The organism is Streptomyces sp. CNZ301 (assembly GCF_004217425.1).
Genome location: NZ_SHLG01000001.1, coordinates 2,311,859 through 2,337,835, shown reverse-complemented (window position 1 = coordinate 2,337,835; position 25,977 = coordinate 2,311,859). Strand labels below are relative to the sequence as shown.

The following is a 25,977-nucleotide window of genomic DNA, read 5'->3' as shown; positions in this document are numbered from 1 at the left end:
CATAGGGTGACCCACCAGCCCGATCCGGGCTGCTGAGACGTTCACAGGAATAGCATGGGGGAAGGTGCGCCATGGCAGGACAGTTTCGGGTAACAGAGGACGAGCTCCGCGCTCTGTCGTCGAAGATCAGCGAGGTCAACAGCTCCGTCCAGGGCGAGGTCAAGCGCCTCGACGGTGTGATCAGCCAGATCGCCGGCGGCTGGCAGGGCCAGGCGGCCAGCGCTTACCACCGGCTGCAGCAGCAGTGGAACGAGGATGCGCGCAAGATGAACAACATCCTCACCGACATCAAGGAAGCGGTCGACTCCACCCGTCAGAACTACTCGGCGACGGAAGAGCAGCAGAACTCCGAGGTCAGCAAGATCATGTCGGACTTCGGCTGATCCAGGGCCAGTTGCCCGATCGGCACTCGTCCGTTCAACCCCTGAGTTCACAGCTACTACTACCGAAGAATCGCTGAAGGAGGAGTCGTAAGTGTCCGGAATTCTCGTAAACTTCCAGACTGTGTCGCAGGCCTCGCAGGACGTGAGGTCCACGGCCGGCCGCATCAAGAGCCAGCTCGACGACCTTGAGGCCATGGTCAAGCGCGTGGCCAACACCTGGGAAGGTTCCGCCCAGGAGGGTTACCAGGCCAAGCAGCGCCAGTGGGACCAGACGGCGGACCACCTGCACCAGGTTCTGCTCAAGATCTCGACCGCGCTGCAGAACTCGGCTGACAACTACCAGTCCACCGAGAAGAGCAACGCGAACGTCTGGGGCGGCTGAACACAACCGGCAACGCCCGTACGAGGAGTGGGCCCGGCCTCTCACCGGCCGGCCCGCTCCTGCCGTTGCGTCAAGGGCGTCCGGCCGGGCCGGGGCAGGCACGTCGGCACGGACCGGCGTCCCCGGGGGAGAAACACAAATGTCCAAGGCTGTCACTGGATCCAACGCCGAAGTCCTGACCTCTGGGGCCGACGAGCGCGACGCGCAACGGCCCCGGAGCACCCGCTGTGCCCAGCGGGCCTTCGTCCTGCTCGCGGCGCTGAGTCTCAGCGCCGCCGGCTCCGCGGTACCCGCCGCCGCGGCCCCCATGTCTCCCTCGCAGGGCGGAAGTTCCTCCTCCGGCCACTCGCCCGGCAGGGCCGGCCAGGACCAGGGGCTGGACAGCAGCAGCGAGTGCAAGTTCGGCGGCAAGAACATCAAGAGCACCCCGTGGTCGCTCCAGCGCGTACTCCTGGACGAGCTGTGGAGCAAGGCGACCGGCAAGGGCGTCACGGTCGCAGTGATCGACACGGGTGTCGACAAGGGCAACTCGCAGATCCGTCCCGCGCTCAGCCCGGGCGGTGACGACTTCGTCGGCAAGACGAACGGCACGACCGACGTCAACGGCCACGGGACACGCGTGGCCGGGATCATCGCCGCCGAGAAGGTCCCCGGCAGCGGGTTCTCGGGCATCGCGCCGGGCGCGGAGATTCTGCCGCTCCGGTACACGGGTGCCGAGAACAAGCAGGGCAACTCCGAGACGATGTCCAAGGCCATCCGTTACGCGGTGTCCAAGGGCGTGGACGTCATCAACATCTCTTCCGACACGGTCGCGAAGAAGCCCAACCCCGGGCTCGAGGCCGCCGTCAACGCTGCGGTCGCCAAGGACATCCTGGTGGTGGCCGCCGCCGGTAACGACGGCGCGGACGGCAAGCTCGAGAACACCTACCCGGCCGCCTACGAGGGTGTCCTCGCCGTCGGCGCCTCGGACCGCAACAACGAGCGTGCCTTCTTCTCCCAGTCCGGGGACTTCGTCGATGTGGCGGCCCCCGGCGTCGGCATGGTCTCCACCGTGCCCAAGGGCGGACAGTGCTCCGCCGACGGAACCTCCTTCTCGGCGCCGTACGTCGCCGGCGTCGCCGCGCTGATGTACGAGAGGTACCCGAACTGGAACGCCCAGCAGATCACCGCGCGCCTTCAGCAGACGGCCAACAGGCCCGGCGCCGGCCCCGACCCGCAACTCGGCTGGGGCGTCGTCGACCCAGTCGCGGCCCTCTCGGGTGACGGCAAGCCTCAGGACCAGCCCAGGCGTGACCAGGCGCAGCAGAGTCGCCGCGTCACTCCGATGTCCCTCACGGTCGGCGAGAGCGACACCGAACGCACGCAGCGCCTCTCGGTCTACGTCATGGCCGCAGGCACCGTACTGACGATTCTCATCGGTGGCACCGCTGTCGCAGCCCGCGACCACCGCCGCAAGCGCTCGACGGCGGGCAGCCCGGCGGAGACCACAACTTCAACGAGGCAATAGGCAGCAGGGGGAGAGGAGACGGGGCATGAGCAGCGGATACAAGGTCGATCTGAGCGCCCTGGACGAGGTCATCAAGAAGCTGAACCGGGTCGTCGACGACATGGGCGGCCCGCACACGTGCGCCAAGTACGAGACGTACCTCCCGCCCGGGTGGCTGGGCAAGGGCTTCAGCGAGGAGCAGGGCTTCCGCGGGGCGCACGAAGGGATGAAGGACGCGATCGAGGGTTACATCAAGCAGTTGCAGAAATTGATCACCCAGTTCAGCTCCAACACGTCCCAGGTCCGCCGTAATTACGACGACCAGGAGCAGAAGACCAAGCACGGAGTCTCAACGGAAGCCGGCGGCGGCAAGTGATGCGTGTGGACCAGGACTCAACGGTGGGGAGTGGCAGCTGATGGGGTATCCGGCTTACCAGTCACCTGAGCAGATCGAGGCTCAGCGGCAAGCGATGGAGCGTGCCAAGAAGGAGTCGCACGACGAGGGTCTCGAGGGTCACGAGAAGGAGATCTCGGACTACAAGAAGGCCAACGAGCAGTTCCCCCTCCAGACGAACTTCACGGCTCATGACATCGATCAGCTGAAGGGCATGATCGAACACGCCAACCCCGATGGCGTGGACGGGATCGGCAAGAACTGGAAGCGGGTTCACGACAGGCTCGTGGGCGAAGGAGGCGGATCTCCCTCCGGCGACAGTGCCTACGGCCAGCTGAAGAAGGCTGTCGATGACGTCCTGGAGCACTGGGAGGGAGAAAGCGCCAACCAGTTCAAGGCCAAGGCTGAGAAGATTCTTCAGCAGATCGCCAACAGCGCAGCGCATGCCTCGAACGTGTCCCAAGTGATGACTCAGGCCGCGGACGACCTCCGCACACAGCGGGATGCGATCAGCAAGATCGAGAAGCCCAGTTGGTTCGGCAAGGCGTGGGACCTCGTCACCGACTCCGGGCGTGATGACAAGTACACGGAAGCGGACGTAAAAAGCGGCAATATCCCGAAGGACCTGATCGCGGAGGCCAACGAAGGCTACATCGGCGCTGAGAAGGAAGAGCAGCTCAAGGCCGTCGCCATCATGGAGAACCTGGGGCGGAGTTACGTCGGGTATTCGCGGAGGATCCGGGCCCCGCACAACGAGGACGATGGAGGGGTGCCCCCTTCCAACCCGGAGACTCCGATGCCGACCCCGATCCCGGCTCCCTCTGGTTCTGCATCAGTTCCGTCGGCAGGCGGCAGGGCGAGGACCTCGGCAGGCTTGGCAGGTACCACCAAGGTGCCGGAGACGACCGGGCCCCGTGACCCCGGTATCTCCGGCGGTCAACAAGTACCTGCCAGCCAGACGAAGGTGGACAGCCTGCCGTCTGGAATCTCTGGCGGCGGGACGAGCGGCGTTCCCGGCAGCGGTGGCGTTTCCGGTCCCGGCACGGGCGGCGGTATCGGAGCAGGTAACGCCGGCGCTACTGCCGGCGTCCCTGGTGGCGGCCTGATGGCTGGCGGAGCAGGCGCTGCTCGTGGCGCCGCCGGTCGTGCTGGCATCGGCGGTGCCGGTGCGATGGGCGGCCGAGGAGGCGGCGGTGCGGCCGCAGGAGGCAGGGGAGCGGCCGGTGCTGCCGGTCGTGGGGCTCTTGCCAAGGCGAGGGGCGGCGTCGCCGGAGCTCCCAAGGGAATCAGTGGCGGCAGCCCCGCTACTCCTGGCGGCACGGGGCTTGGCAGGGGCCGTGGCGGCGAGCCGGGCGCTGCTGGACGCGGCGGAATGCTCGGCGGCGGGGCTCGAGGCACGAGCCAGCGACCGGGCGACGAGGAACGCGACCAGGGAAGCCGCCCCGACTATCTGGTCGAGGATGAAGAGACCTGGACGCCGGAGGACGGCCGGAGCGTTCCGAAGACAATCGAGTAGGAACGGTGGCGGGTAGCCACTGAAGATCACAGATGGCCCTCGCGGATGCTACTTCGCGAGGGCCATCGTCGAGAGTACGAAGAGGAGCAGGAGTTGAGCCTCCGACGAGTGCTGCACCTGGTGGGCACCGGAGCGTTGACGGGAGCCCTGCTCCTCGGATCCGCTCCCGTGGCTTCCGCAGACGATATCCGCGATCGGCAATGGGCCCTAAACTTCTTTGCCGCAGAAGACATTTGGGAACACGCTACTGGGAAAGGCGTGACCGTTGCAGTAGTCGACACCGGAGTGGACTCTTCGCAACCTGACCTGAAACAGTCCCTTGTCCCGGGCAAGGACTTCACGCAAGGAAAGGGAACCTCGGACAAGGGACGCCACGGCACGGCCATGGCCAGTTTGATCGCCGCACGAGGGCACGGCGCGGCTAACGGGTCGGGCATGAAGGGTCTCGCACCTGGTGCGAAGATCATGCCCATCACGACGCAGATTGGTTCGGCGAAGTCTGCCGAGGCACAGGGAATCCGGTACGCGGTTGATCACGGCGCCAAAGTGATCAATCTTTCTTACGGGGGCCCTGCGGATCAGGGTGAGCGAGAGGCCGTCCGCTACGCCATCTCCAAGGATGTCGTCGTTGTGGCGGCCACTGGGAACGTGCCGGGAAAGCACAAGGAGTACCCAGCCGCCTATCCCGGCGTGGTGTCCGTAGGCGCGTTGGGGCGTGACGGGACGTTGTGGGAGGGGTCGTCTTGGGGTTCGAACACCACACTGGTGGCCCCGGGCGAGAAGAACGTTACTCCGAACAAGAAGTATGAGTCCGGTTATGGATACACGGCGGGCACTTCGGACGCTGCCGCTTACGTGTCTGCCGCTGCGGCTCTGGTGCGGGAGATGCACCCTGACCTCACGGCTGGACAGGTGATCAATCGGCTGATCAAGTCGGCCAAGCCGCTGGCGGACGCCAAGGGCAATTCGCCGAAGTTGCCGGATGAGAAGTTCGGTTACGGCGTGGTTCGCCCGTTCCGGGCGGTGACGTATGACTACGCGGCCGGTCCCAAGGCAGGCCCCTTGGCGCAGCCGGAGAAGTCGTCAGGTTCGGCGGCGGGTGACACCAGTCCCGGTTCCGATTCGGGATCGTCGTCCTCTGGGGACTCTGGGGGGTGGATGTTTGCGCTGGGTCCGCCGATCGTGCTGTTCGGGTTGATCTTCGTCGTCCTGATCGGTGTCGCGGTTCTCGTTGTCGTCCTGGTGAAGAGGAAGGACCGTCGGGACCGGGTCAGTGACCCGTGGGGTTCGGGCAACGCCCCGGGCGTGCCGCCGCAGTACCCGGGTCAGCAACCCCACGCGCCGGCAGGGCAGTTCGGTGGGCCTCCCACCACGCCGCCCCCGCCACCCAACCAGCCGCCGCGGTGAGGTAAGAGAACGAAACGCTTGTGCCCCGGCGGCTTCAGGTCCCATACGGAGCCGCCGGGGCACGTCCTGTTGACGGGTAATCAGGGGAAATGCATCTTCGAAGAGCACTGTGTGCCACTGGCGTAGGGGTGTTGACGGGAGCCCTGCTCCTTGGATCCGCTCCCGTGGCTTTGGCGGACGACATTCGCGACCGCCAGTGGGCCTTGTCTGCATTCGATGCGGACAAGATTTGGGAAAAGTCCACAGGCAAGGGCGTCACGGTCGCCGTAGTTGACGCGGGCGTCGATGCTTCGCATCCAGATCTCAAAGGGCAGGTCCTCAAGGGGAAAGACTTCACCAAGGAAGGTGGAAGTGCCCAGGAGGACACAGACGGGCATGGAACCAGTATGGCTGGCTTGATCGCTGGTCGAGGACATGGCCCGGGGGGTAGCGCTGGGGTCATGGGGCTTGCGCCAAGGGCAAAAATTCTCCCCATCAGATTCAAACACGAAGATGGCGAGTTGGGCATTTCCTGGGCGGACGGCGTGCGTTACGCGGTCGATCACGGAGCAGACGTCATCAATCTCTCGATCGTGACGACGAAGAGTGCTGCTGAACAACAGGCAATCGAGTATGCCATAAAGAAAGATGTGGTCGTTGTTGCGGGAGCCGGTAATTATGGGAAGGAGAAGACAAACTATCCGGCCGCGTATCCCGGCGTCGTTTCGGTTGGGGGGGTGGATGACACGGGGGCCGTCTGGGAGAACTCATCGTGGGGGTCGAACACAACATTGATCGCTCCTGCGACTAAGAATGTCGGTGCTGACACCACGTCCGCTTCTGGTTATGCCATGACGACCGGAACTTCTGATGCCACGGCATACGTTTCTGCGTCCGCGGCCCTGGTGCGTGAGAAACATCCTGAGCTCACCGCAGGCCAAGTGATCAACCGCTTGATCAAGACTGCGAAGGTGCCTGGACCTGAAGAAGCGAGCAACCCGAAACTGCCGGATGAGAAGTTCGGCTACGGCGTCGTCAGGCCCTACCGAGCCGTGACCTACGACATTCCAGCTGGCCCCAAGGCCGGCCCGCTGGCTCAGTCGGACAAGCCCTCGGGAACCGCCGCGGGTGAGGCCGACTCCGGTTCGTCTTCCTCCGAGGACTCAAGGGGCTGGATGTTTATTTTGGGTCCGCCGATCGTACTGTTTGGGCTGATCTTCGTCGTCCTGATCGGTGTCGCGGTTCTGGTTGTCGTCCTGGTGAAGAGGAAGGACCGCCGGGACCGGGTCAGTGACCCGTGGGGTTCGGGCAACGCCCCGGGCGTGCCGCCGCAGTACCCGGGTCAGCAACCCCACGCGCCGGCAGGGCAGTTCGGTGGGCCTCCCACCACGCCGCCCCCGCCGCCGAATCAGACTCCACCTCCATGGCGATGAGCAGCGGAACTTGGTCCTTCGACAGCCCTGTGTCCAGGGCTCGCAGGAAAAAGGGGGGAGTTGTGGCCACTGAAGGGCAGCTGGAGCCGCGGCGGGACGACGAACTCGCGCTGCTGATCGCCTCATTGCTGCAGGGCTCGGACAAAGTCGTTGCCTTCTGTCGGGTGAGGCCAGGGGCGCACGCCAAGACATGCCCGAGGCGTTACCGCCCTCGCTCCACCGTGTTGCGGGCGCCGCAGGGTCAGCGGAAGCCGTGGCGCCACAAGTTGCGGGACGGGGTCCTGGGCTTCGTCGCGTGGGCGACTGACCCGCTGAACTTCGTCGGTGAGGCTTTCGACTCGCTGATGCGCTGGATCTTCCGGAGGCGGAAGACGCGTCTGCGGATGACGCAGCTGAAGGGCGGCTGGAAAAGCCTCGCGGGCGGTCTCAACGCCTGCCTGTGCATCGCCGGTGACAAGGTGCTCGTCGTGGGCGAGCGGAACGCGACGCTGGTGTACGCGGGTGAGGACGACTCGGAGGTCGCATGGGAGCGGCCCCTTACCGACGTGTCTCATGTGGAAATGGCGACGTGGAGGAGCGCGGATGCTCGCGGAGCGACGCTTCGCTGGCACTTCCGGGACGGCTCCTGGGTGGACGTGTTCGCTGCCGGCCCTCAGTGGAAAGCTCTGGCCGATGTCCGTCCGACTGCAGACAAGCCACGGTAGGGGCACGGCAGTCGGCAAGACTGGCAACTGAGCGGCCCGGCAGTCCAGCAGTTGGGAGTTCTCAGTTCATCCCGTTCGTCACCAGGGCCGAGATCGCACCCCATGCTCACAAGGAGGCCAAGTCCGGCCGTATAGTCCAATGCCGAGGTCCAGCGCCGTCAGCGCGTGGGGTCGCATTGAGCATCCATGAGGCCTTCAAACCCCCTTGACGCCGCCGGTTGGGCGACCTGAACCGACCCGGCGGCCGTCTCAAGGACTGGGTGAGGGCTGTAGCCCAGCGACGCGGCTCAGAGGCTCCTGACCAGTTCCACCGCGTCCTTCAGCGAAAGCCGCGGCTCCTGACGGCGCAGCACCTTCACGGCATGGACCTCGCCCTTGCTGGCCCTCGCCGAGCGCACGGCATCGGCGTCGATGCGATCGCGCACGTCGTCGAGAGACATCGAATTTGTGCGTTGCCTCTGGCGGCGGACCCAGATGCCGACCACCGCAGCGAGGGGGAGGAAGGTCCACGCCACGATGTTGATCGCCGTTTCGGGGGTCGTCGTGTCGGTGAGGGAAAGCAGAAGGACTACAGCCACTCCTCCGGCGAGAAGCGAGACGAACCAGATCAGTTCGAGCTTCTTGAGCGAACGTCCATCGGTGGTGCGCCCGTTCCGGGGGTGGTTCATCACGCGGGAGCCCTTCTGCATTGCTGCCGGAAGTCCTGGGAGGCGGTTCGCCCCACCCATACGGTACGGGGGCTCGGACATTGCGCCACAGGGCTGTGTGGATTTCCTGTGGAGCTTCCCGATGGGTCATGCCAAGGGTGGCGATTGCCTGCAACTCCTCAACGGCCTCCATAACTCCCTGTCGGCGTACGGCAGTCGCAGTCCGGCGCGCAATCGGCTTCCGGGGCCCGGAGCCTGGGGCGACCAGGTTCTGAGGAGCCGCTGCTGCCATATAATCTCCGCTGCTGAGAGAGGTGCCATCACCACCAGAGGTGAATTGCCCCGGCTGGCGCCCTTCTCGTCCGGCTTGTTCGCTCCCTTCACCACCGAGGAGAGACATTTCATGGGGGACCACTTCAAGACGGATGTCGATCAGCTTGATCAGTTCGTGAAGACGTTGGACAGCAGCGTCAAGGATCTTGATGAGGCCCGGTCGGCGCTGTCGCACGTCCGAGGCGACCAGATCGGCACATCCCGGCTCGACAAAGCCTGCGACGAGTTTCAGGACCACTGGAAGTACGGCTCCGAGCAGATGAGCGAGATGATCGGCGGTATCAAGGAGGGCGTGAAGGCGAACAAGCTGAGCTACCAGGAGATGGAAACGAACCTGGAGAAGGCGCTCAAGCAGATGGAACAGCAGGGCACTTCGGCCGGCGGGGGCAAGTGATGGCGGCGAATCCTTATCCGCACCTCGGCTGGAACCCGGTTCCCGGCATCCCCTCCGAAGTCCAGTCCCTCAAGACCAAGGTCACCAAGGCGGCGTCCGCGCTGCGCAGTTGCCACACGCAGATCGAGCGCCTGCTGGGTGAGAGCAGCCACTGGGAGGGTGACGCCGCGGACGCCTTCCGCGACAAGCTCGACGGTGATCTGCCCAAGTACATGAAGGACGCCGCTACCTCCATGGAGAAGGCCGCCGCCCAACTTGCCAAGTGGGACAGCGACTTGACCTCGAACCGAGAGCTCGCCAAGAAGTACGACGACGAGGCCAAAGAGAAGAAGGAAGCCGCGGGCACTGCCAAGGAGCGTCAGGACACCGCCCAGAAGGACCCGGATCTCAACCTCGGCGGCAAGGAGTATCCGAGTCAGGCAGAGGCGGACGCGGCCACGTCGCGGCTCCGGGCGGCCGAAGGCCGTCTGAAGGAGGCCTCGGCCAGCCTGGAGAAGGCCAACGAGGCGTACAACGACGTCATCGAGAAGGCGAAGAAGCTGGAGCAGGAGCACGAACGCGAGGCCAACAAAGTCGCGGAAGAGCTCGACAAGGCTGACGACGATCTCGCTCCTGAGGAACCCGGCTGGTTCAGCAAGACCCTCAGTGCGATCGGCGACGGCCTCGCGGCGGCCGGCCAGTTCCTGCTCGACCACGCGGGCACCATCGGCGCGATCGCCGGCCTGCTGGCCCTCTTCCCGACGCCGCTGGCTCCGCTTTTCGCCGGTATCGCGGTGGTCGCGAGCGCTGCCTCGCTGAGCAAGAACCTTGCCAGTGAGGACTTCCGAGATTCGCTGACGGGCAAGTACGGATGGGGCCAGGGCCTCACCGCCTGGGGCTCCGTGGCAGGCGACACCTTGGGCATGGTGCCCGGCGTGGGCGCGCTTGCCAAGGGCGGCGGAGAGACAGCCATGTTGGCGGGTGCCGCCAGGGAGGGCGGTGAGGCTATGTCTGTCGGCTCCAAGGCCGCCACGTTTGGACGGGAGACCGTCGAGGCGTTCAACTTCAAGGCGCTGGACACGGCCACGGACCCGGCCACCGGCTTGTTCGACTACGGACTCCAGGGCGCCAACGTCGCTGCGAACACGGTCTCTTCCTTGGAGACGATGAATGTGCTGCCCGACGACGGCGCCGGACATTACGGCGCGGAGGGGGCCAAGGCCACCATCGCGGGTACGGGGGCTCCCGGAAATATCGGGGATGCTGCTCACGGCATCACTGAACTGGTCGCCGGGCTGCGGTTGTGAGCAGCGTTCAGGAAGATGCCGCGGTCAAGCTGCGGCCGCAGTTCTGGTACGAAATCCCCTACGGCTACGCCCAGTTGGAGGTATACCCCTCCGCCGAGCGGATGGAGGCGCTGGCGCGGGAGGTTCTCGCCCTCCCGGAGGACGTCCGGGAGCGTGCGGATCAGGTGTTTCGCCTGTATGCCCTCGTGATGTACGAGATGCAGAAACATCGCGTACAGGGCTGCGCGCTCGGCCTGCACCCGGATGAGCGTTACGGCGCGGCGATGTCCGTGCTCACCGTGTCCAGTGTGGACTCACCGGGCGTCAACCCCAAGGCGGTGCTGGCGGCGTTGCTGAGCTCCGGAGCAGGGGAGACCCAGGAGAGCGGCATCGTTCCCGTCGAACTGCCGTGTGGGCCCGCCTTCCTGACACAGTCCGTGGAGCGGCCCGTGCCGCCCGGTGTGCCGCCGACGGAGGAAGACGGCGGCGTCGACGAGGCGCCGGTCTGGCGTGGCCTGCTGGCGATCCCGGACACCCGTGCGTCGGCAATCATCGCCATACAGCTCGTTTCGCCGTCAGTGCATCTTGCTGACGACTACCGAGGCGTGCTCGTTGGCATCGGCCGCACGGTGAGCTTCACCGACCCCGCGCTCGCTGACCGCACGGGTGATGAGTCGCCGGAGCCGGGCTCCGCGGCTGAAGCAGTGAGGAGCGATTTCGGTTGAGCGCGGAGAAGCCGGTCGGCGGCGGGCCCGAGGCAGCGGCGAAGTCAGGCAAGTCGAAACCTCCATCCCGGTCGGCGATGTTGGCGAAGTGGGCTCTGGCCTTCGCCGTCGCCTATGGGCTCTCCCTCACGGTGCTGACCGACTACCTCGTGGTCCTGGCTGTTCCGGGACTGATCGGCCTGCTGGCACTGACCTCTACCGCGGTGCTCTTGTTGCTCTACGAACCCGTCCGTGGCGATGCCCCGTACGCCACAGACGGATCGGACCGTCGGGGAGTGGTGCGTTTCCACCGCAACGTCCTGCTGCGGCGGTACGGGCTGCTTCTGTGTTTCGTCGCCGCGATGGTGGCGCTTGTGTTCGTGACCAAGTCAGATTATGCGGTCATGGCTGCTCCCACGGCAGTGGTGGCCTTCACGCTGGGGACGGCCTTCTGGGGCCAGCAGATGCGGTCGGTGCGGCTCGCCGCCCGAGTGCTCGACGGGTACGACTTCACCTTCCGCGCCCCCGTGGAGAAGCTCAACCTGCGGGCCTCCGGCAAGCGTTCGCTGCGCCTCGGCGGCGGGGAAGGCGGCGATGGCCGGTCCCTGAAACTTGCGGCCCACCAGCCCCTGGGCAAGCTGTGGCCGAAGAACATCGAGGACGGCGTGTGGTTCGCCGGGGATGAGATCTTCGGAGGGGTCCTCATGGTCCCCGGCTCCGGCGAGCTGATGCGTGTACAACCGCTTCAGTGGGACGAACTTGCCACAGAGCGGGGACGAGCCGACGCCGAGCGCCGTGAGAAAGCCGCGCGCGCCGGTCTCATCCGGCGTTCGCTGTAGAGCGTTCACGGAACGGGACCGCAGGAACAAGGAGAGGACCTTCGCAAGTGGGAGACACCGAGCCCCGACTGCCCCTGGCCCGAGTGGCGTTCGACGATCCGGCCACACAGGCGACGTGGAAGTCGACGCGTCGCCGGGTCGTGCTCAAGCTGTCGCTGTGGAGCGTGCTGTTCCTCGCCGCCCTGGCGCTGAGCGGTGTGCTCGCGGAGGTGCGGTGGGACGACGACAACGCCCGGGGCGACAACAGCGTGGGCGGTCTCATCGGCGGATTGGCTCTCCTGACCTACCCGTTCGCCCTGTACACCTGCTGTGGCGCGCTCTCCCGGTTGCGCAAGGCCCGCAGCATTCTGGAGGCGTACCCGTGGCGGTCCTTCCCGGCGGTGCGGAAGCTGTCCGGCACGAAGGAAGCGACAGGAGTGCCCGTGCAGTTCCGGCTCCCCGACGATGCGGGGGCGGAAGCTGCGGATGAGAACGCATACGTGGACGACGACGGTTCGGTCTGGTCCCAGACCATGTCCGCCCGCAATCCGCTGCGTTGGAACCGCTGGGACGCATCGATGGAGCGGGGTGCCTGGTACGCCGGAGATGTCGAGATCGGGGGTGTCCTCGCACTGCCCGGCGGCAGGGGCCTGATGACCGTACGGCGCAGGACGCAGGTGCTCACGATGGAACACAGCTCGGCCAAGGCCGACCACGCGCGCATCCTCGCCGCCGCGCCTGGACGGGGCTGACCCCGGGCGCGGCTGAGCTCCAAGAGGGCCCCGGCCCCCGGCCCCCGGGCCCTCCGTCCGGCAACACCCCCCGCCCCGGACGCCGTTGACGGCGACCCCTCCGGCCGCGGTCTCGGCGCCCCGTCCGCGCCGTCTCACTTCCCCCCGGCCCGCCGTCTCACTTTCCGCCGTTCTCCGGCGTCGGCTCCAGGTCGAACTCGCCGTCCCGCGCGCCCAGTACGAAGGCACGCCATTCCGCTGCGGTGTAACGCAGCACCGTGCCGGGGTCCTTGGAGTTGCGCATCGCGACGGCGCCGCCGGGGAGGTGCGCGATTTCGACCTTCTCCTCCTCCGGGTCGCCGGGCGCGGACTCCCAGACGGCGTCGGAGATGTCCATCGCGTACAGCTCGTCCTTCTCCTGCTGCGTCCCCATGGGCGCATGCTCCCTTCTTCGCACCGCGGCGTGAATGTACGTCGACGTGGCCGCGAACCCCCACCGGTCCGGCCCCTCCCGCCGCCGCCCCGTCATCCTCCCACGCACCCCTGACCGCGCAGACCGGATCGAGTCAGCCCCGTGCGGGCATCCAGTCGCTTGTGAATGAACGAAGCCCGTGCAGGGTTCCAACTCCCTGCACGGGCTTCGTTCATTCGGTTCTCCCACGTAGGGAAGCCCGTCAGTTGTTCGCCGGCAGCCACCCCGTCTGGACGAGCTGCCCGCCCCGGCGCCGCGTCTGGAAGTAGCCACGGCCCGGCGGGAGTTGGGTCGGGGAGATGTTGCCCAGTAGCGCGCCCTCGGACTTGTCGCCCGAGAGGACGACGCCCTGCGCGCCCAGCTCCTTGATCCGCTGCATCACCGGCTCGTACAGCGCGCGGCTGGCGCCGCCGGACGAGCGTGCGAGGATCACGCGCAGCCCCACGTCCCGTGCGAAGGGCAGGTACTCCAGCAGCGGCATCAGCGGGTTCTGCCCGGTGGCCACCAGGTCGTAGTCGTCGATGACGACGAATGCGTCCGGGCTGTTGTACCAACTGCGGTTGCGCAGCTGCTCCGGTGTGACGTCCGGCCCCGGCATGCGCCGCGACATGGAGCCGGCCAGGCCCTCGAGCGTCTCCTGCAGCGCGGGTGACGCGGCGCAGTACCGCGACAGGTGCGCCTCAGGAACGCCCTGGAGGTGCGCACGCCGGTAGTCACCGACGACGATCTTGGCCTTGTCCGGCGTGTAGCGCTCTGTGATCTGGTGCATGAGGAGCCGGAGCAGGGCGCTCTTGCCGGACTCGCTCTCACCGAAGATCACGAACAGCGGGTCGGTCTCGAAGTTGACAAAGACCGGCCGCAGCGAACTCTCGTCGATGCCGAACGCCAGCCCGTGCTCTGGGTAGTCGGAGCCCTTGGGCAGCCTGGACGCCTCGAGCAGGGTCGGCAGCAGCCGGACCGCGGGTGCCGGCTCGCCCTTCCAGTGTTCGTTGATCGCGCTGATCGTCTGCCGGGTCGCGTCCGGCAGGTCCTCCAGCGTGGCGGAGCCGTCGATGCGCGGCAGCGCCGTCATCAGGTGCAGCTTGTCCGGGCTGAGGCCGCGGCCCGGCATGGCCACCGGGACGTTCGCCGCGACCTTGCGGTCGATCTCGGACTCGGACGGGTCGCCCAGCCGCAGCTCCACGCGGTTCTGCAGGAGGTCCTTGAGCGCTGGACGCACTTCCGTGTACCGCGAGGCGGTGAGGATGAGGTGGATGCCGAAGCCGAGTCCTCGGGTCGCGATGTCGGTGACGTCGCTCTCGAGCATCTCGTAGTCGTTCTTGAAGGTCGCCCAGCCGTCGATGACGAGGAAGACGTCGCCCCACTTCTGGTCCGGCATCTGCCCGGCGGCGCGGCGCTGCCGGAACGTGGCGATGGAGTCGACGTTGTGCGTCCGGAAGTACTCCTCACGTTCGTTGAGGATCGACATGACCTCGCTGACCGTGCGTCGCACCTTCTCACCGTCGAGACGGTTGGCGACGCCGCCGACGTGGTGCAGCTCCTCCATCGACAGCAGCGAGCCGCCGCCGAAGTCCAGGCAGTAGAACTGCACTTCGGACGGCGTGTGCGTGAGGGCGAACGACGTCATCAGCGTGCGCAGCAGCGTCGACTTGCCGGACTGGGGTCCGCCGATGACGAAGCCGTGACCGGCCGCGCCGGAGAAGTCCCGGTACAGCACGTCGCGCCGCTGCTCGAACGGCTTGTCCAGCAGGGCGACCGGCACCGCCAGGCGGCCGAGGGCCGTGTACTCCGGTGCCGTCAGGCCGCGCTCCGGGGTGGCGGCGAGCGCGGGCAGCAGCTGGTCGATGGACGGCGGCTCCTCCAGCGGCGGCAGCCACACCTGGTGTGCGGACGGGCCCTGGCCCACCATCTTCTGCACGATCACGTCGAGCACGGTGTCGGCGAGAGCGTCGTCGACCGTTTCGGTCTCCGGCGCCTCCGGCTCCGGCATGGCCGGCAATGCCACCGGCGTGGCGGTGAACATCACGGGACGCGTCTGCGTGGACTGGCTGACCCGCGTCGGGCCGGCCGTGCGGTAGGCACCGGAGACGTAGGCGGCCTTGAACTGCACCATCGTCTCGGTGTCGTACTTGAGGAAGCCGGCACCCGGGACGTTCGGCAGGTGGTAGGCGTCCGGGACGCCGATCGCGGTGCGGGACTCGGCGGCCGAGAACGTACGCAGACCGATCCGGTACGAGAGGAAAGTGTCCAGACCGCGCAGCTTGCCCTCCTCCAGGCGCTGCGACGCCAGCAGCATGTGCACGCCCAGGGAACGGCCGATGCGGCCGATCTGGATGAACATGTCGATGAAGTCGGGCTTGGCGGTGAGGAGTTCGCTGAACTCGTCGATGATCAGGACGAGGGACGGCAGCGGGTCCAGGGCGGCGCCTGCCGCGCGGGCCTTCTCGTAGTCGGTGATGTTGGCGTAGTTGCCCGCCCTGCGCAGCGTCTCCTGACGGCGGTTCAGCTCACCGGTGATCGCGTCCCGCATGCGGTCGACGAGGGTGAGCTCGTCGGCGAGGTTGGTGATGACCGCCGCGGTGTGCGGCATGTCGGCCATGCCGGTGAAGGTCGCACCGCCCTTGAAGTCGGCGAGGATGAAGTTGAGCGTCTCGGACGAGTGGGTGACGGCCAGGCCGAGCACGAGCGTGCGCAGCAGCTCCGACTTGCCGGAACCGGTCGCACCGACGCAGAGGCCGTGCGGGCCCATGCCCTCCTGCGACGCCTCCTTGATGTCGAGCATGACCGGTTCGCCCTCGCCGCCGATCCCGATCGGCACACGCAGCCGCTCGTGCAGCGAACGCGGCCGCCAGGTGCGCGCCACGTCGACGGAACCCGCGTCGCCGATGCCCATGAGGTCGGTGAAGTCCAGGTTGGACAGCAGCGGTTCGCCTTCTTCTCCGCTGCCCATCCGCATCGGGGAGAGCTGGCGGGCCAGCGCCTCGGCCTGCTCGTAGCTCAGCAGGTCGGGCCTGCCGGAGTAGGCCGACTCCCGGCCGACGTACAGCTCGAGGGCGTTCTCCCGTACGTGGACGGTCAGGCCGCCGGACATCTGGTCGTCCAGCGTGCCCGGAGCGACCTCGATGAAGGTGACGCCCTGCAGGCCCTCGGCGCCCGCGAGTTGGGAGTCGGGCGGTATCGAACCGCCGTCGAGGATGACGACGATGTGCGGCTGGTCGGCCACGGGCGTGCCGTCGCGGTTCCAGCGGGCGCGTCCGTCGAGCTGGCTGGTGAGCGCCTCCTCCAGCTGGCCCAGGTCGTCGTAGAACAGCCGCGCCTGGCCGGCGCCGTCGGACTGCGAGGGGTGCTGGGCGTGCGGCAGCCACTTCGTCCAGTCCCATTCGGCCATCGAGCCGGGGTGGGCGACGACCGCGATCATCAACTCCTCGGGGGAGTGCAGCGAGGAGAGCTGACCGACGGCGGCACGTACATTGCCGTACACCTCGTCCGTGCTTCCGGTGACGACCACGTGGTAAAAGGCCCGCAGGCTCACCGCGATGGGGAGGTCCGGAAGTGAACGGTGAATGTTCAGGAAGGACTTCATCGCTTCCGCGGTGAGCGGCTCGAGTTCGTCCTTGGGTGCCGTTTCCGGTGCGACGAGCGGAGTGCTCAACTGCTGCCAGCCCGTGCCGATTCGCACGGACGAGAAGTCGTTGTCGGACGGTCGCCGTTCCCACAGTCTTTTCGGATCACCGGCGATCGCCCACAACTGGTCCGGACTCGGATGCTGATAGAGCTGCGCGCTCCGCTGTGCCTCGGAAGTCTTCCGCACGTCCTTCCGGATCTGGTCGAGATAGCGGAAGTAGTCCCTCCGCGCCTGTCCCATCTGGGCACGGCCTCCGCGCCGTGCCTTGACGACCTGTGCGATCGCCATGGCGACCGTGGACACGGCCATCAGGCCGCCGACGACCTTCATGTAGGGCTGCGAGCCCGGCATGAAGAAGAATGCGACCGAACCTCCCATGCCCATCACGGGCAGGAGATTCATCCAGATGTCGCTGTCACCGTCGCGCGGCAGTTCTGGTGGGGATTCGAGCTTGACTTCCCCCTCGGGCACGGTCGGCGGCATGACCCGTGGCTGCCGCTTCACGATGACCACACTCACCGTTTCATCAGTCCTTCACGATAAATTCGCAATTACGCACCGACGCCCCCGCCATCGCAACAGCTACCGGTCATGCAGACGCTGATCCTAGTAGGTATGAGAGTCTCCGGGATCCGGGAGGACCGACTGTCCGCCGCGGACGGTAAGGTGACCCGCAATCTTCCCAACTGCTTCCGTAGTCAGGAAGCTTGGGGCAATCCATCAGCCCGAGATGTCTGTATTCCATCGTGACGCCGAGTCCGAGCAGTGAGCAAGGGGGAACAACAAGGTGGCCACGACCGCAGCGACCGGCTTCTGCCGCGTCACGGTAGTTGCTCCTGGGGGGCGGATCGACGTCGCGCTTCCCGAGGACGTGCCCCTGTCCGACGTCTATCCGGAGATCGCCCGGCTCTCCGGAGGCAGCCCCGGAGAGGGCTCCCTGTCGGGCTATCACCTGGTGCGCCGGGACGGGCGGGTCCTCGAGTCGGGGCTCTCGCTGGCGGGCAACGCCATCCGTGACGGCGAGGTCCTGCTTCTGCGGCCGTTCGCCGATTCGCTGCCCTCGGCGGTCTTCGACGACGTCAGCGACGCGGTCGCCGCGTCGGTACGGCGCGACCGCGCCCTGTGGAACGAACAGCGGATGCGAGTGGCCGGACTCGTCGGCGGCGGCGTGCTGTTGGTGCTCATGGCCTTCGCGCTGTGGTTCGCCGACCCGGTCGAACACGACATGCACGGACTGCCCGGCATCATCGCCGCAGCGGCCGGGCTCCTGCTCGTCGCTCTCGCGTGCGTCCGCGCCCGCGTGTACGACGACAGGGCCTCGTCCATCGCCCTCGGCCTCGGCGCGATGCCGCACATCATGATCGCCGGGTCCGGGGTGCTCCCGCTCCCCGACGGCCAGGGCGTCGGCCGCCTCCAGTTCCTGCTGGGCTGCGTCGCGGTGCTGCTGGCCTCCGCGGTGCTGATCGCGATCACGCCGAGGGGTGACGGTCCGTTCGTCGCCTCCGCCATCGTCTCGGCCGTCGGCACGGTCTTCACCTTCATCGCCGTCATCGCCGACATCGGCCCGGTCGACGCGGCCGCCGTCGCCGCCCCCGTCTCCGTCGGCACCATCGCCTTCCTGCCGGGTCTCTCCGCCCGCTTCGCCCGGCTGCCCATAGGCTTCGAGCCCCGCGCGGGCGGTCCCGGCGGCTACGACGACGGTCAGGAGGGCTCCCGTGGTGCCCAGGGTCCCGTCGACGCCGAACGCATCGCGGCCCAGGCCCGCCGGGGTCACGAGATGCTCGTCGGCCTCGTCGGCGGCTGGTGCGCAGCCGTGGTGGGCTCCGCGGCGGTGCTGGGCTTCTCCGACAGCGGCTGGGGCCAGCTGCTCGCTCTCGCGACGGGCATCGCCATGCTGCTGCGGGCACGGCTCTTCCGCTACACCGCGCAGGTCTCCTGCGCGCTCGTCGCGGGCCTCGGCGCTCTCACGCTGCTCGCGCTGGGGCTGTCGCTCAACCCGCCGGCGCAGCTCGTCCGGGAGTTCGCCACCGGCGACAGCGCCGGGCTCGACATCCGCACGGTCTGGATCGCGGCATCGATCGCGGTGGCGGCGGCGCTGGTCACAGCGATCGGCCTGATCGTGCCGCGGACGGGGCTGACCCCGTTCTGGGGCCGGTTCATGGAGCTGACGGAGACCTTCGTGCTGCTCTCGCTGATCCCGCTCTGCCTCGCGGTTCTCGAGGTCTACGCCCGCGTCCGCGGGTCCATCGGGGGCTGACCCGGCCCCGCCACCGCCCCCGCGCCGGTTCCGTCTCCGCCCGTCCCCAACAGCTGCACAGGGGGCGGGCGGAGGCATGCGGCGGCGCTGGTAGGCTGGGCCGGCCCTCCGAGTAATCGAAGCATCCCCTGAGGCGAAGACCAGGGGCGCTCGCGGGCAGAACCCATGAGGAGTACGCGTGTCGTCTCTCGATGTCGCGACCAAGAAGAAGATCATTTCCGAGTTCGCCACCAAGGAAGGTGACACCGGCTCCCCCGAGGTCCAGGTGGCACTGCTTTCCCGCCGTATCTCGGACCTGACCGAGCACCTGAAGACCCACAAGCACGACCACCACTCCCGCCGTGGTCTGCTGCTGCTGGTCGGCCAGCGCCGCCGCCTGCTGCAGTACCTGGCGAAGAAGGACATCCAGCGCTTCCGCGCCCTCGTCGAACGCCTCGGCATCCGCCGCGGCGCGGCGGGCGCCCGCTGACATGTGATGAAGGGAGCGGTTCCCATCTCAGGGGGCCGCTCCCTTCGCCGTACCTGAAGGGACCGGTTGGTTTGTAGGCTGGTCCCTGCACGACGTACAACACGAAGACCGCCATCACTGGAACGCGGTCGGACACAGACACAGGCAACAGACGCGGCAGGAGCGCCCCGCCCGTAGCCGGTCCTCGGTAGTGGCCCCCGGACAGACGTTCCGGGTGCTTCGATCGAAGACCGGCCCGCACACGGAGCGCTCCTCCGCAGCCGGTCCGCACCACACGGGTGCCGGACGCATACGAGGAGATATCCCTGGTGGAGAACGAGACCCACTACGCCGAAGCCGTCATCGACAACGGCACCTTCGGCACCCGCACCATCCGATTCGAGACGGGCCGGCTGGCCAGGCAGGCAGCCGGCTCCGCAGTGGCGTACCTGGACGACGACACCATGGTGCTGTCGGCCACGACCGCATCCAAGCAGCCCAAGGACCAGCTCGACTTCTTCCCGCTCACGGTGGACGTCGAGGAGCGGATGTACGCGGCCGGCAAGATCCCCGGCTCCTTCTTCCGCCGTGAGGGCCGTCCGTCCGAGGACGCGATCCTCACCTGCCGGCTGATCGACCGCCCGCTGCGCCCCTCGTTCAAGAAGGGCCTGCGCAACGAGATCCAGATCGTTGAGACGATCATGGCGCTCAACCCCGACCACCTCTACGACGTGGTCGCCATCAACGCCGCCTCCTGCTCCACGCAGCTGTCGGGCCTGCCCTTCTCGGGCCCCATCGGTGCCACGCGCGTCGCTCTCATCCGCGGTCAGTGGGTCGCGTTCCCGACCCACACGGAGCTCGAGGACGCCGTCTTCGACATGGTCGTCGCCGGCCGCACCCTCCCCGACGGTGACGTCGCGGTGATGATGGTCGAGGCCGAGGCCACCGAGAAGACCGTCGAGCTGGTCAAGGGCGGTGCCGAGGCCCCCACGGAGGAGGTCGTCGCCGCCGGCCTGGAGGCCGCCAAGCCCTTCATCAAGGTGCTGTGCAAGGCCCAGTCCGACCTCGCCGCCAAGGCGGCGAAGCCGGTCGCCGAGTTCCCGGTCTTCCTGGACCACCAGGACGACGTTCTCGAGGCCCTCACCGCAGCGGTCCGTGACGAGCTCGCCCAGGCCCTCACGATCCCCGGCAAGCAGGAGCGCGAGGTCGAGCTGGACCGCGTGAAGGGTCTGGCCGCCGAGAAGCTCATCCCGCAGTTCGAGGGCCGCGAGAAGGAGATCTCCGCCGCGTACCGGACGCTGACCAAGGAACTGGTCCGCGAACGCGTCATCAAGGAGAAGAAGCGCATCGACGGCCGCGGCGTCACGGACATCCGTACGCTCGCCGCCGAGGTCGAGGCGATCCCGCGGGTCCACGGCTCGGCGCTCTTCGAGCGCGGTGAGACGCAGATCCTCGGTGTGACGACGCTGAACATGCTGCGCATGGAGCAGCAGCTGGACACCCTCTCGCCGGTGACCCGCAAGCGCTACATGCACAACTACAACTTCCCGCCCTACTCCACGGGTGAGACGGGCCGCGTCGGCTCCCCGAAGCGCCGCGAGATCGGCCACGGTGCGCTCGCCGAGCGTGCGCTCGTGCCGGTGCTGCCGACGCGCGAGGAGTTCCCGTACGCGATCCGCCAGGTCTCCGAGGCCCTCGGCTCCAACGGATCGACGTCGATGGGCTCGGTCTGCGCCTCCACCATGTCGCTGCTGAACGCCGGTGTGCCGCTCAAGGCGCCGGTCGCGGGCATCGCCATGGGCCTGATCTCCAAGGAGATCGAGGGCGAGACCCACTACGTCACCCTCACCGACATCCTCGGTGCGGAGGACGCCTTCGGCGACATGGACTTCAAGGTCGCCGGCACCAGGCAGTTCGTGACGGCCCTCCAGCTCGACACCAAGCTGGACGGCATCCCGGCATCGGTTCTCGCCGCGGCGCTCAAGCAGGCCCGTGACGCACGTCTGCACATCCTGGACGTGATGAACGAGGCCATCGACGTGCCGGACGAGATGTCCCCCAACGCCCCGCGGATCATCACCGTGAAGATCCCCGTGGACAAGATCGGCGAAGTCATCGGCCCCAAGGGCAAGATGATCAACCAGATCCAGGAGGACACGGGCGCCGACATCACCATCGAGGACGACGGCACCATCTACATCGGTGCCGCCGACGGCCCCGCCGCCGAGGCCGCCCGCACCACGATCAACGGCATCGCCAACCCGACGATGCCCGAGGTCGGCGAGCGCTACCTGGGCACCGTCGTGAAGACGACCACCTTCGGCGCCTTCGTCTCGCTGCTCCCCGGCAAGGACGGACTGCTGCACATCTCGCAGATCCGCAAGCTCGCCGGCGGCAAGCGGGTGGAGAACGTCGAGGACGTGCTCGGCGTCGGCCAGAAGGTCCAGGTCGAGATCGCCGAGATCGACCAGCGGGGCAAGCTCTCGCTGATCCCCGTCCTTGAGGACGAGGAGTCCGAGGGCTCCGGCGACTCCGACCAGAAGGACTCCGCGTCGGCCGAGGCCGCCGCGGGTGACAAGTGACACATGCTCACCGTGCGACGGCCCGCCCCACCACCGCGGTGGGGCGGGCCGTCGCCCGTACACCATCGGGAGTGAAGGCGATGTCAGGCGGCCGCCCGGAGACAGGCGGCGAGGTCCGCAAGACGGTCCTGCCGGGCGGGCTGCGCGTCGTCACCGAGACGGTGCCCACCGTCCGCTCGGCGACCCTCGGGATCTGGGCGCACGTCGGTTCCCGTGACGAGACGCCGGCGCTGGGCGGCGCCACGCACTATCTGGAGCATCTGCTCTTCAAGGGCACCAGGCGGCGCAGCGCCCTCGACATCTCGGCCGAGCTGGACGCCGTCGGCGGCGAGATGAACGCCTTCACCGCCAAGGAGTTCACCTGCTACTACGCACGGGTCCTCGACTCCGACCTGCCGCTGGCCATCGACGTTCTCGGTGACATGCTCACCGGTTCGGTCCTCGATGCGGCCGAGGTGGAGGCCGAGCGAGGCGTCATCCTCGAAGAGATCGCGATGACCGAGGACGATCCCGGCGACTGCGTGCACGACCTCTTCGCCCGCGCCCTGCTGGGCGATTCGCCGCTGGGCCGCCCCGTGCTGGGCACCGTCGAGACCGTCAACGGCTTCACACGCGACCGTCTGGCACGCTTCTACCGCAAGCACTACGACCCCCCGCACCTGGTGGTGGCCGCCGCGGGCAACCTCGACCACGACACCGTCGTGACCCAGGTGCGTGCGGCCTTCGACAGGGCCGGCGCGCTCGAACGTGCCGACGGCCGGGAGCCTGTCGGCCCGCGCACCGGAACACGCCCCTTGCGTGCTCGCGGCCGCGTGGAGATCGCCGACCGCAGCACGGAACAGGCTCACCTCGTCCTGGGAATGCCGGGCTACTCGCGCAACGACGACCGGCGCTGGGCGCTCGGTGTGCTCAGCGCGGCACTCGGCGGCGGAATGAGTTCCCGGCTCTTCCAGGAGATCCGCGAGAAGCGCGGCCTGGCCTACAGCACGTACTCCTACACCTCCGGGTTCGCCGACTGCGGCCTGTTCGGCGTCTACGCGGGCTGCCGGCCCGGGCAGCTGTCGGATGTGCTCAAGATCTGCCGCGACGAGCTGGACCAGGCCGCCACCCACGGTCTCCCCGACGACGAACTGCGCCGCGCCATCGGCCAGTTGTCGGGCGCCACTGTCCTCGGTCTGGAGGACACCGGGGCACTCATGCACCGTCTCGGCAAGAGCGAACTGTGCTGGGGTGAACAGCTGTCGGTCGACGAGATGCTGGCCAGAATCTCCGCGGTCTCGCCCGACGACGTACGCGAGGTCGCACGGGACGTGCTCGGCCGGCGTCCCTCGCTCGCCGTCATCGGACCCCTCACCGACCGTCAGACGACCCAGCTCCACGAGGCGGTCGCCTGACAGCCGCCCCGCACTCCCGTCCCACGTCCCCCGCCAGGACCCGGCGGCACCACCGGTCCGGTCAGTCCCGAAGGAACGAACAATGAGAAAGCTGCGCGTGGCCGTCCTCGGCTCCGAAGGACGCATGGGCTCCGAGGCCGTACGGGCCGTCGAAGCCGCCGAGGACATGGAACTCGCCGTCGCCCTCGACCGCGACGGTGACCTCGCGGACCTCACCCGCGCCGGAGCCGAGGTCGTCATCGACCTGACGCACCCCGACGCGGTGATGGGCAACCTGGAGCACTGCGTCGCGTCCGGCATCCACGCCGTCGTCGGCACAACCGGCTGGACCGACGTACGGCTGGAAGCCGTACGGGGCTGGCTCGCCGCCTCGCCGGGGACCGGCGTCCTCATCGCCCCGAACTTCGGCATCGGCGCGGTCCTGACCATGCAGTTCGCGCAGCAGGCCGCCCGGTTCTTCGAATCCGTCGAGGTCGTCGAGCTGCACCATCCCAACAAGGCCGACGCACCCAGCGGCACGGCCGTGCGCACCGCACAGCTCATCGCCTCCGCACGCGAGGAGGCGGACCTGCCCGGCCAGCCCGACGCCACGACCACTTCCCTGGACGGTGCGCGCGGCGCCGACGTCGACGGCGTCCCGGTGCACGCCGTCCGGCTGCGCGGTCTCGTCGCCCACCAGGAAGTGCTGTTCGGAGGCGAGGGAGAGACCCTCACCATCCGGCACGACTCGCTTCACCGCAGCTCGTTCATGCCCGGTGTGCTCCTCGGAGTACGCCGCGTCGGCTCCACTCCGGGACTCACCTACGGTCTGGAGCACTTCCTCGACCTGGACGGGTGACGGCGTGCGGGCGAAGATCACGTACTTCACGCTGGCCGGCGTGCTGGTCGTCTACTTCGTGCTGGTCGGCAGCCGCGGAGTGCTGCTGGTCCGCCACGGCACGCCGGTCACCGTGGCCCTCGGTCTCGCGGTCTTCGTCCTGCCGCTGATCGGCCTCTGGTTCCTGTGGCATACGACCCGCTTCGCCCGGAACGCGGAGCGGCTGGCGCGGCAGCTGGAAGCGGAGGGCGGCCTGCCGCACGACGAGCTGCGGCGCACGCCTTCGGGCCGCATCGACCGGGACTCCGCGGACGAGGTGTTCGCCCGCAGAAAGGCCGAGACCGAACGCGCTCCCGACGACTGGCGGTCCTGGTTCCGTCTGGCGGTCGCCTACCGCGACGCCCGTGACACCCCTCGCGCGCGCAAGGCCATGCAGCACGCCATCACGCTGCACAGCCGGGACCTGCAGGGGCGAGACGAGCAACACGCCGGGGACCCCCCTGACGACCGGGCCCCGAAGGGATCCAGCGGCGACGGCGCTCCCTGACGGCAGGCCCCTACTGGCGCGCAGTTCCGTGGCCGGCGGGCTGTGACTCGGCCGCCCACCCCTCTATGACGTCCGCGGCTCGGTCGAACGCCTCGGGCCGCGCCAGGAAGTCGGCGTTGTGGTCGGTGAGCAGCGTGCGCAGCGGCTCCCCGCCACCGGCCCGTACGACGTCCAGCGCCTGCCCCTGCACGGTGCGCGGGAGCCCGAGCCACCGCACGGGCTGCTGAACCGTGCGTACTGCGGCCACTTCGGTCCAGCTCAGCGTCACCGTGTTCAGCAGACCGACCCGTCGCAGCCCGTGCGCCGAGACCCACACCCCCACGCGCAGCAGCCGCAGCGCGAGCGCGATCACGGCCAGCGCGGCGCCCAGGCACATCAGGGCGCCCGGCACAGCTCCGGCGAGGGCGATGATCAGGGCGGAGAAGAGCATGTACGAGGCGAGCAGCAGCATCACCGCGGCGCCACCGACCCTCCAGGGGCCGGGACGGTACGGGCGGCGCCAGTGCTCGCGGACGTCGTACGGAAGCGGGGCGGGCTCCGGGTGCTCGGCCGCGCCGGGTCGTCCTGCGGCCGTCATGAAGGGCAGGGGCACTGGTGGTCCTCGCTCTGAACGGTCTCGATCGGGTGGATCGGGTGATGCGCGTGGACACTAGCGAGGTGTGCGGGACGCGGCCAGCCCGGCAGGTGAGCGCGGCGCGTCGGGGGAGGAAGGGGAACCGAGGACCGGCCGGACAGCAGGGCCCGGCCGGAGGAGAGCGGAAGCGTCAGCGGCTCTCGGCCGCGGCGGGCCCGTGGTTCTGCGACTGACGCTCGGGATCGAGCGCGGGTACGCCCAGGATCAGCGATCCGGCCAGCCCGGCCACCACAGTCAGGCCGAACAGCGCGCCGCCTGCCTTCTCGGCGACACTGCGCTGGGCACGAGGCGGGGGCGTGACATTGCTGCGGAACCGGTCGGCGTCGGCGAGGAACGCGAACGGTACAGACTCTCCGCGGCGGAACATGGGCAGGAGGCTCCTGTCGAGATCGTTTCTGAAAGGGTTTCGTAGGTAGAACGCCCCTGACGGCTGAGAAGTGCCGGGTGAATGGGGACGTGCCTCAAAAAATATCAAGCGGGCGGGCGCCTTCACGCACCGACCCCACTTATCGGGCCAGACACCCTCTTTTGTCCGGACAGAAGCCGTCTGCCAGGCAAAGCGGGCGCACGGAGTCAGCACGTGCAGGGGGCTGCCCCGCACGCCGGAACAGTCCGGGCACCCCCG

At 67.9% G+C, this 25,977-nt stretch carries 25 protein-coding genes; 19 read left to right on the top strand and 6 right to left on the bottom strand.

Going from position 1 to position 25,977, the window contains the following annotated elements:
• Positions 1-71: 71 nt before the first annotated feature.
• From EV375_RS10045 to EV375_RS10025, 5 genes are all read left to right on the top strand, one after another.
• On the top strand, positions 72-383 hold the full coding sequence (locus EV375_RS10045) for a WXG100 family type VII secretion target (RefSeq protein ID WP_055486281.1): 312 nt from the start codon (positions 72-74) through the stop codon (positions 381-383).
• A gap of 91 nt (positions 384-474) precedes the next feature.
• A complete protein-coding gene (locus EV375_RS10040; RefSeq protein ID WP_055486280.1) occupies positions 475-765 on the top strand; it encodes a WXG100 family type VII secretion target in 291 nt (96 codons plus the stop codon).
• 139 nt (positions 766-904) lie between these two features.
• Positions 905-2,272 (top strand): type VII secretion-associated serine protease mycosin, encoded by a 1,368-nt coding sequence (mycP, locus tag EV375_RS10035; protein ID WP_130299138.1) that lies wholly within the window; start codon positions 905-907, stop codon positions 2,270-2,272.
• A gap of 25 nt (positions 2,273-2,297) precedes the next feature.
• On the top strand, positions 2,298-2,627 hold the full coding sequence (locus EV375_RS10030) for a hypothetical protein (RefSeq protein ID WP_130299137.1): 330 nt from the start codon (positions 2,298-2,300) through the stop codon (positions 2,625-2,627).
• A gap of 40 nt (positions 2,628-2,667) precedes the next feature.
• Positions 2,668-4,161 (top strand): hypothetical protein, encoded by a 1,494-nt coding sequence (locus EV375_RS10025; RefSeq protein ID WP_130299136.1) that lies wholly within the window; start codon positions 2,668-2,670, stop codon positions 4,159-4,161.
• Between the two features lie 48 nt (positions 4,162-4,209).
• On the opposite strand, the gene EV375_RS29665 is transcribed toward EV375_RS10025, so the two are convergent.
• On the bottom strand, positions 4,210-4,362 hold the full coding sequence (locus EV375_RS29665) for a hypothetical protein (protein WP_486588392.1): 153 nt from the start codon (positions 4,360-4,362) through the stop codon (positions 4,210-4,212).
• Positions 4,363-4,419: 57 nt separating this feature from the next.
• Here EV375_RS29665 and EV375_RS10020 point away from each other — a divergent pair, with 57 nt between their 5' ends.
• From EV375_RS10020 to EV375_RS10010, 3 genes are all read left to right on the top strand, one after another.
• Positions 4,420-5,568, top strand: a complete 1,149-nt coding sequence (locus EV375_RS10020) for a S8 family serine peptidase (protein ID WP_486588391.1) — start codon at positions 4,420-4,422, stop codon at positions 5,566-5,568.
• 164 nt (positions 5,569-5,732) lie between these two features.
• Positions 5,733-6,980 (top strand): type VII secretion-associated serine protease mycosin, encoded by a 1,248-nt coding sequence (gene mycP, locus EV375_RS10015; RefSeq protein ID WP_486588390.1) that lies wholly within the window; start codon positions 5,733-5,735, stop codon positions 6,978-6,980.
• 62 nt (positions 6,981-7,042) lie between these two features.
• Complete coding sequence (locus EV375_RS10010) at positions 7,043-7,684, top strand: hypothetical protein (RefSeq protein ID WP_130299133.1); 642 nt, start codon at positions 7,043-7,045, stop codon at positions 7,682-7,684.
• Positions 7,685-7,971: 287 nt separating this feature from the next.
• Here the strand turns inward: EV375_RS10010 and EV375_RS10005 are convergent, their stop codons facing one another.
• On the bottom strand, positions 7,972-8,373 hold the full coding sequence (locus tag EV375_RS10005) for a hypothetical protein (protein WP_130299132.1): 402 nt from the start codon (positions 8,371-8,373) through the stop codon (positions 7,972-7,974).
• Positions 8,374-8,734: 361 nt separating this feature from the next.
• Here EV375_RS10005 and EV375_RS10000 point away from each other — a divergent pair, with 361 nt between their 5' ends.
• The 5 genes from EV375_RS10000 to EV375_RS09980 are packed head-to-tail and all read left to right on the top strand — an operon-like array spanning position 8,735 to position 12,597.
• On the top strand, positions 8,735-9,058 hold the full coding sequence (locus EV375_RS10000; protein ID WP_130299131.1) for a hypothetical protein: 324 nt from the start codon (positions 8,735-8,737) through the stop codon (positions 9,056-9,058).
• Positions 9,058-10,344 carry a putative T7SS-secreted protein gene (locus EV375_RS09995; protein WP_207228046.1) on the top strand — a complete coding sequence of 429 codons (1,287 nt, stop codon included), beginning with the start codon at positions 9,058-9,060 and terminating at the stop codon, positions 10,342-10,344. The genes EV375_RS10000 and EV375_RS09995 overlap by 1 nt, the downstream gene beginning before the upstream one ends.
• Complete coding sequence (locus tag EV375_RS09990) at positions 10,341-11,048, top strand: hypothetical protein (protein ID WP_130299130.1); 708 nt, start codon at positions 10,341-10,343, stop codon at positions 11,046-11,048. Before EV375_RS09995 ends, EV375_RS09990 begins: the two co-directional genes overlap by 4 nt.
• Complete coding sequence (locus tag EV375_RS09985; RefSeq protein WP_130299129.1) at positions 11,045-11,866, top strand: hypothetical protein; 822 nt, start codon at positions 11,045-11,047, stop codon at positions 11,864-11,866. The genes EV375_RS09990 and EV375_RS09985 overlap by 4 nt, the downstream gene beginning before the upstream one ends.
• Before the next feature lie 47 nt (positions 11,867-11,913).
• Positions 11,914-12,597, top strand: a complete 684-nt coding sequence (locus EV375_RS09980) for a hypothetical protein (protein ID WP_130299128.1) — start codon at positions 11,914-11,916, stop codon at positions 12,595-12,597.
• Positions 12,598-12,754: 157 nt separating this feature from the next.
• Here EV375_RS09980 and EV375_RS09975 read toward each other — a convergent pair whose 3' ends face one another.
• Positions 12,755-13,009 (bottom strand): DUF397 domain-containing protein, encoded by a 255-nt coding sequence (locus EV375_RS09975; protein ID WP_130299127.1) that lies wholly within the window; start codon positions 13,007-13,009, stop codon positions 12,755-12,757.
• 241 nt (positions 13,010-13,250) lie between these two features.
• Positions 13,251-17,192, bottom strand: a complete 3,942-nt coding sequence (gene eccCa / locus EV375_RS09970; RefSeq protein ID WP_130299126.1) for a type VII secretion protein EccCa — start codon at positions 17,190-17,192, stop codon at positions 13,251-13,253.
• Positions 17,193-17,460: 268 nt separating this feature from the next.
• Between eccCa and eccD the strand changes: the two genes are divergently transcribed.
• The 6 genes from eccD to EV375_RS09940 all read left to right on the top strand — a co-directional run bounded on the left by eccD (position 17,461) and on the right by EV375_RS09940 (position 24,718).
• On the top strand, positions 17,461-18,930 hold the full coding sequence (gene eccD / locus EV375_RS09965) for a type VII secretion integral membrane protein EccD (protein ID WP_130299125.1): 1,470 nt from the start codon (positions 17,461-17,463) through the stop codon (positions 18,928-18,930).
• A 178-nt stretch (positions 18,931-19,108) separates the two neighbouring features.
• Entirely contained in the window at positions 19,109-19,399 is a 291-nt protein-coding gene (rpsO, locus tag EV375_RS09960; RefSeq protein ID WP_055486267.1) for a 30S ribosomal protein S15, read from the top strand.
• 308 nt (positions 19,400-19,707) lie between these two features.
• Positions 19,708-21,960: a polyribonucleotide nucleotidyltransferase gene (locus EV375_RS09955; protein ID WP_130299124.1), complete on the top strand. Its 2,253-nt coding sequence runs from the start codon at positions 19,708-19,710 to the stop codon at positions 21,958-21,960.
• A gap of 80 nt (positions 21,961-22,040) precedes the next feature.
• Positions 22,041-23,354 (top strand): M16 family metallopeptidase, encoded by a 1,314-nt coding sequence (locus EV375_RS09950; RefSeq protein WP_130301737.1) that lies wholly within the window; start codon positions 22,041-22,043, stop codon positions 23,352-23,354.
• A gap of 82 nt (positions 23,355-23,436) precedes the next feature.
• Positions 23,437-24,192, top strand: coding sequence for a 4-hydroxy-tetrahydrodipicolinate reductase (dapB, locus tag EV375_RS09945; RefSeq protein WP_130299123.1), 756 nt, complete (start codon positions 23,437-23,439; stop codon positions 24,190-24,192).
• Positions 24,193-24,196: 4 nt separating this feature from the next.
• A complete protein-coding gene (locus EV375_RS09940) occupies positions 24,197-24,718 on the top strand; it encodes a tetratricopeptide repeat protein (RefSeq protein ID WP_486588389.1) in 522 nt (173 codons plus the stop codon).
• Positions 24,719-24,728: 10 nt separating this feature from the next.
• Here the strand turns inward: EV375_RS09940 and EV375_RS09935 are convergent, their stop codons facing one another.
• Positions 24,729-25,310 carry a hypothetical protein gene (locus EV375_RS09935; protein ID WP_130299122.1) on the bottom strand — a complete coding sequence of 194 codons (582 nt, stop codon included), beginning with the start codon at positions 25,308-25,310 and terminating at the stop codon, positions 24,729-24,731.
• Positions 25,311-25,482: 172 nt separating this feature from the next.
• Positions 25,483-25,719, bottom strand: a complete 237-nt coding sequence (locus tag EV375_RS09930) for a hypothetical protein (protein WP_130299121.1) — start codon at positions 25,717-25,719, stop codon at positions 25,483-25,485.
• Positions 25,720-25,977: the final 258 nt, after the last annotated feature.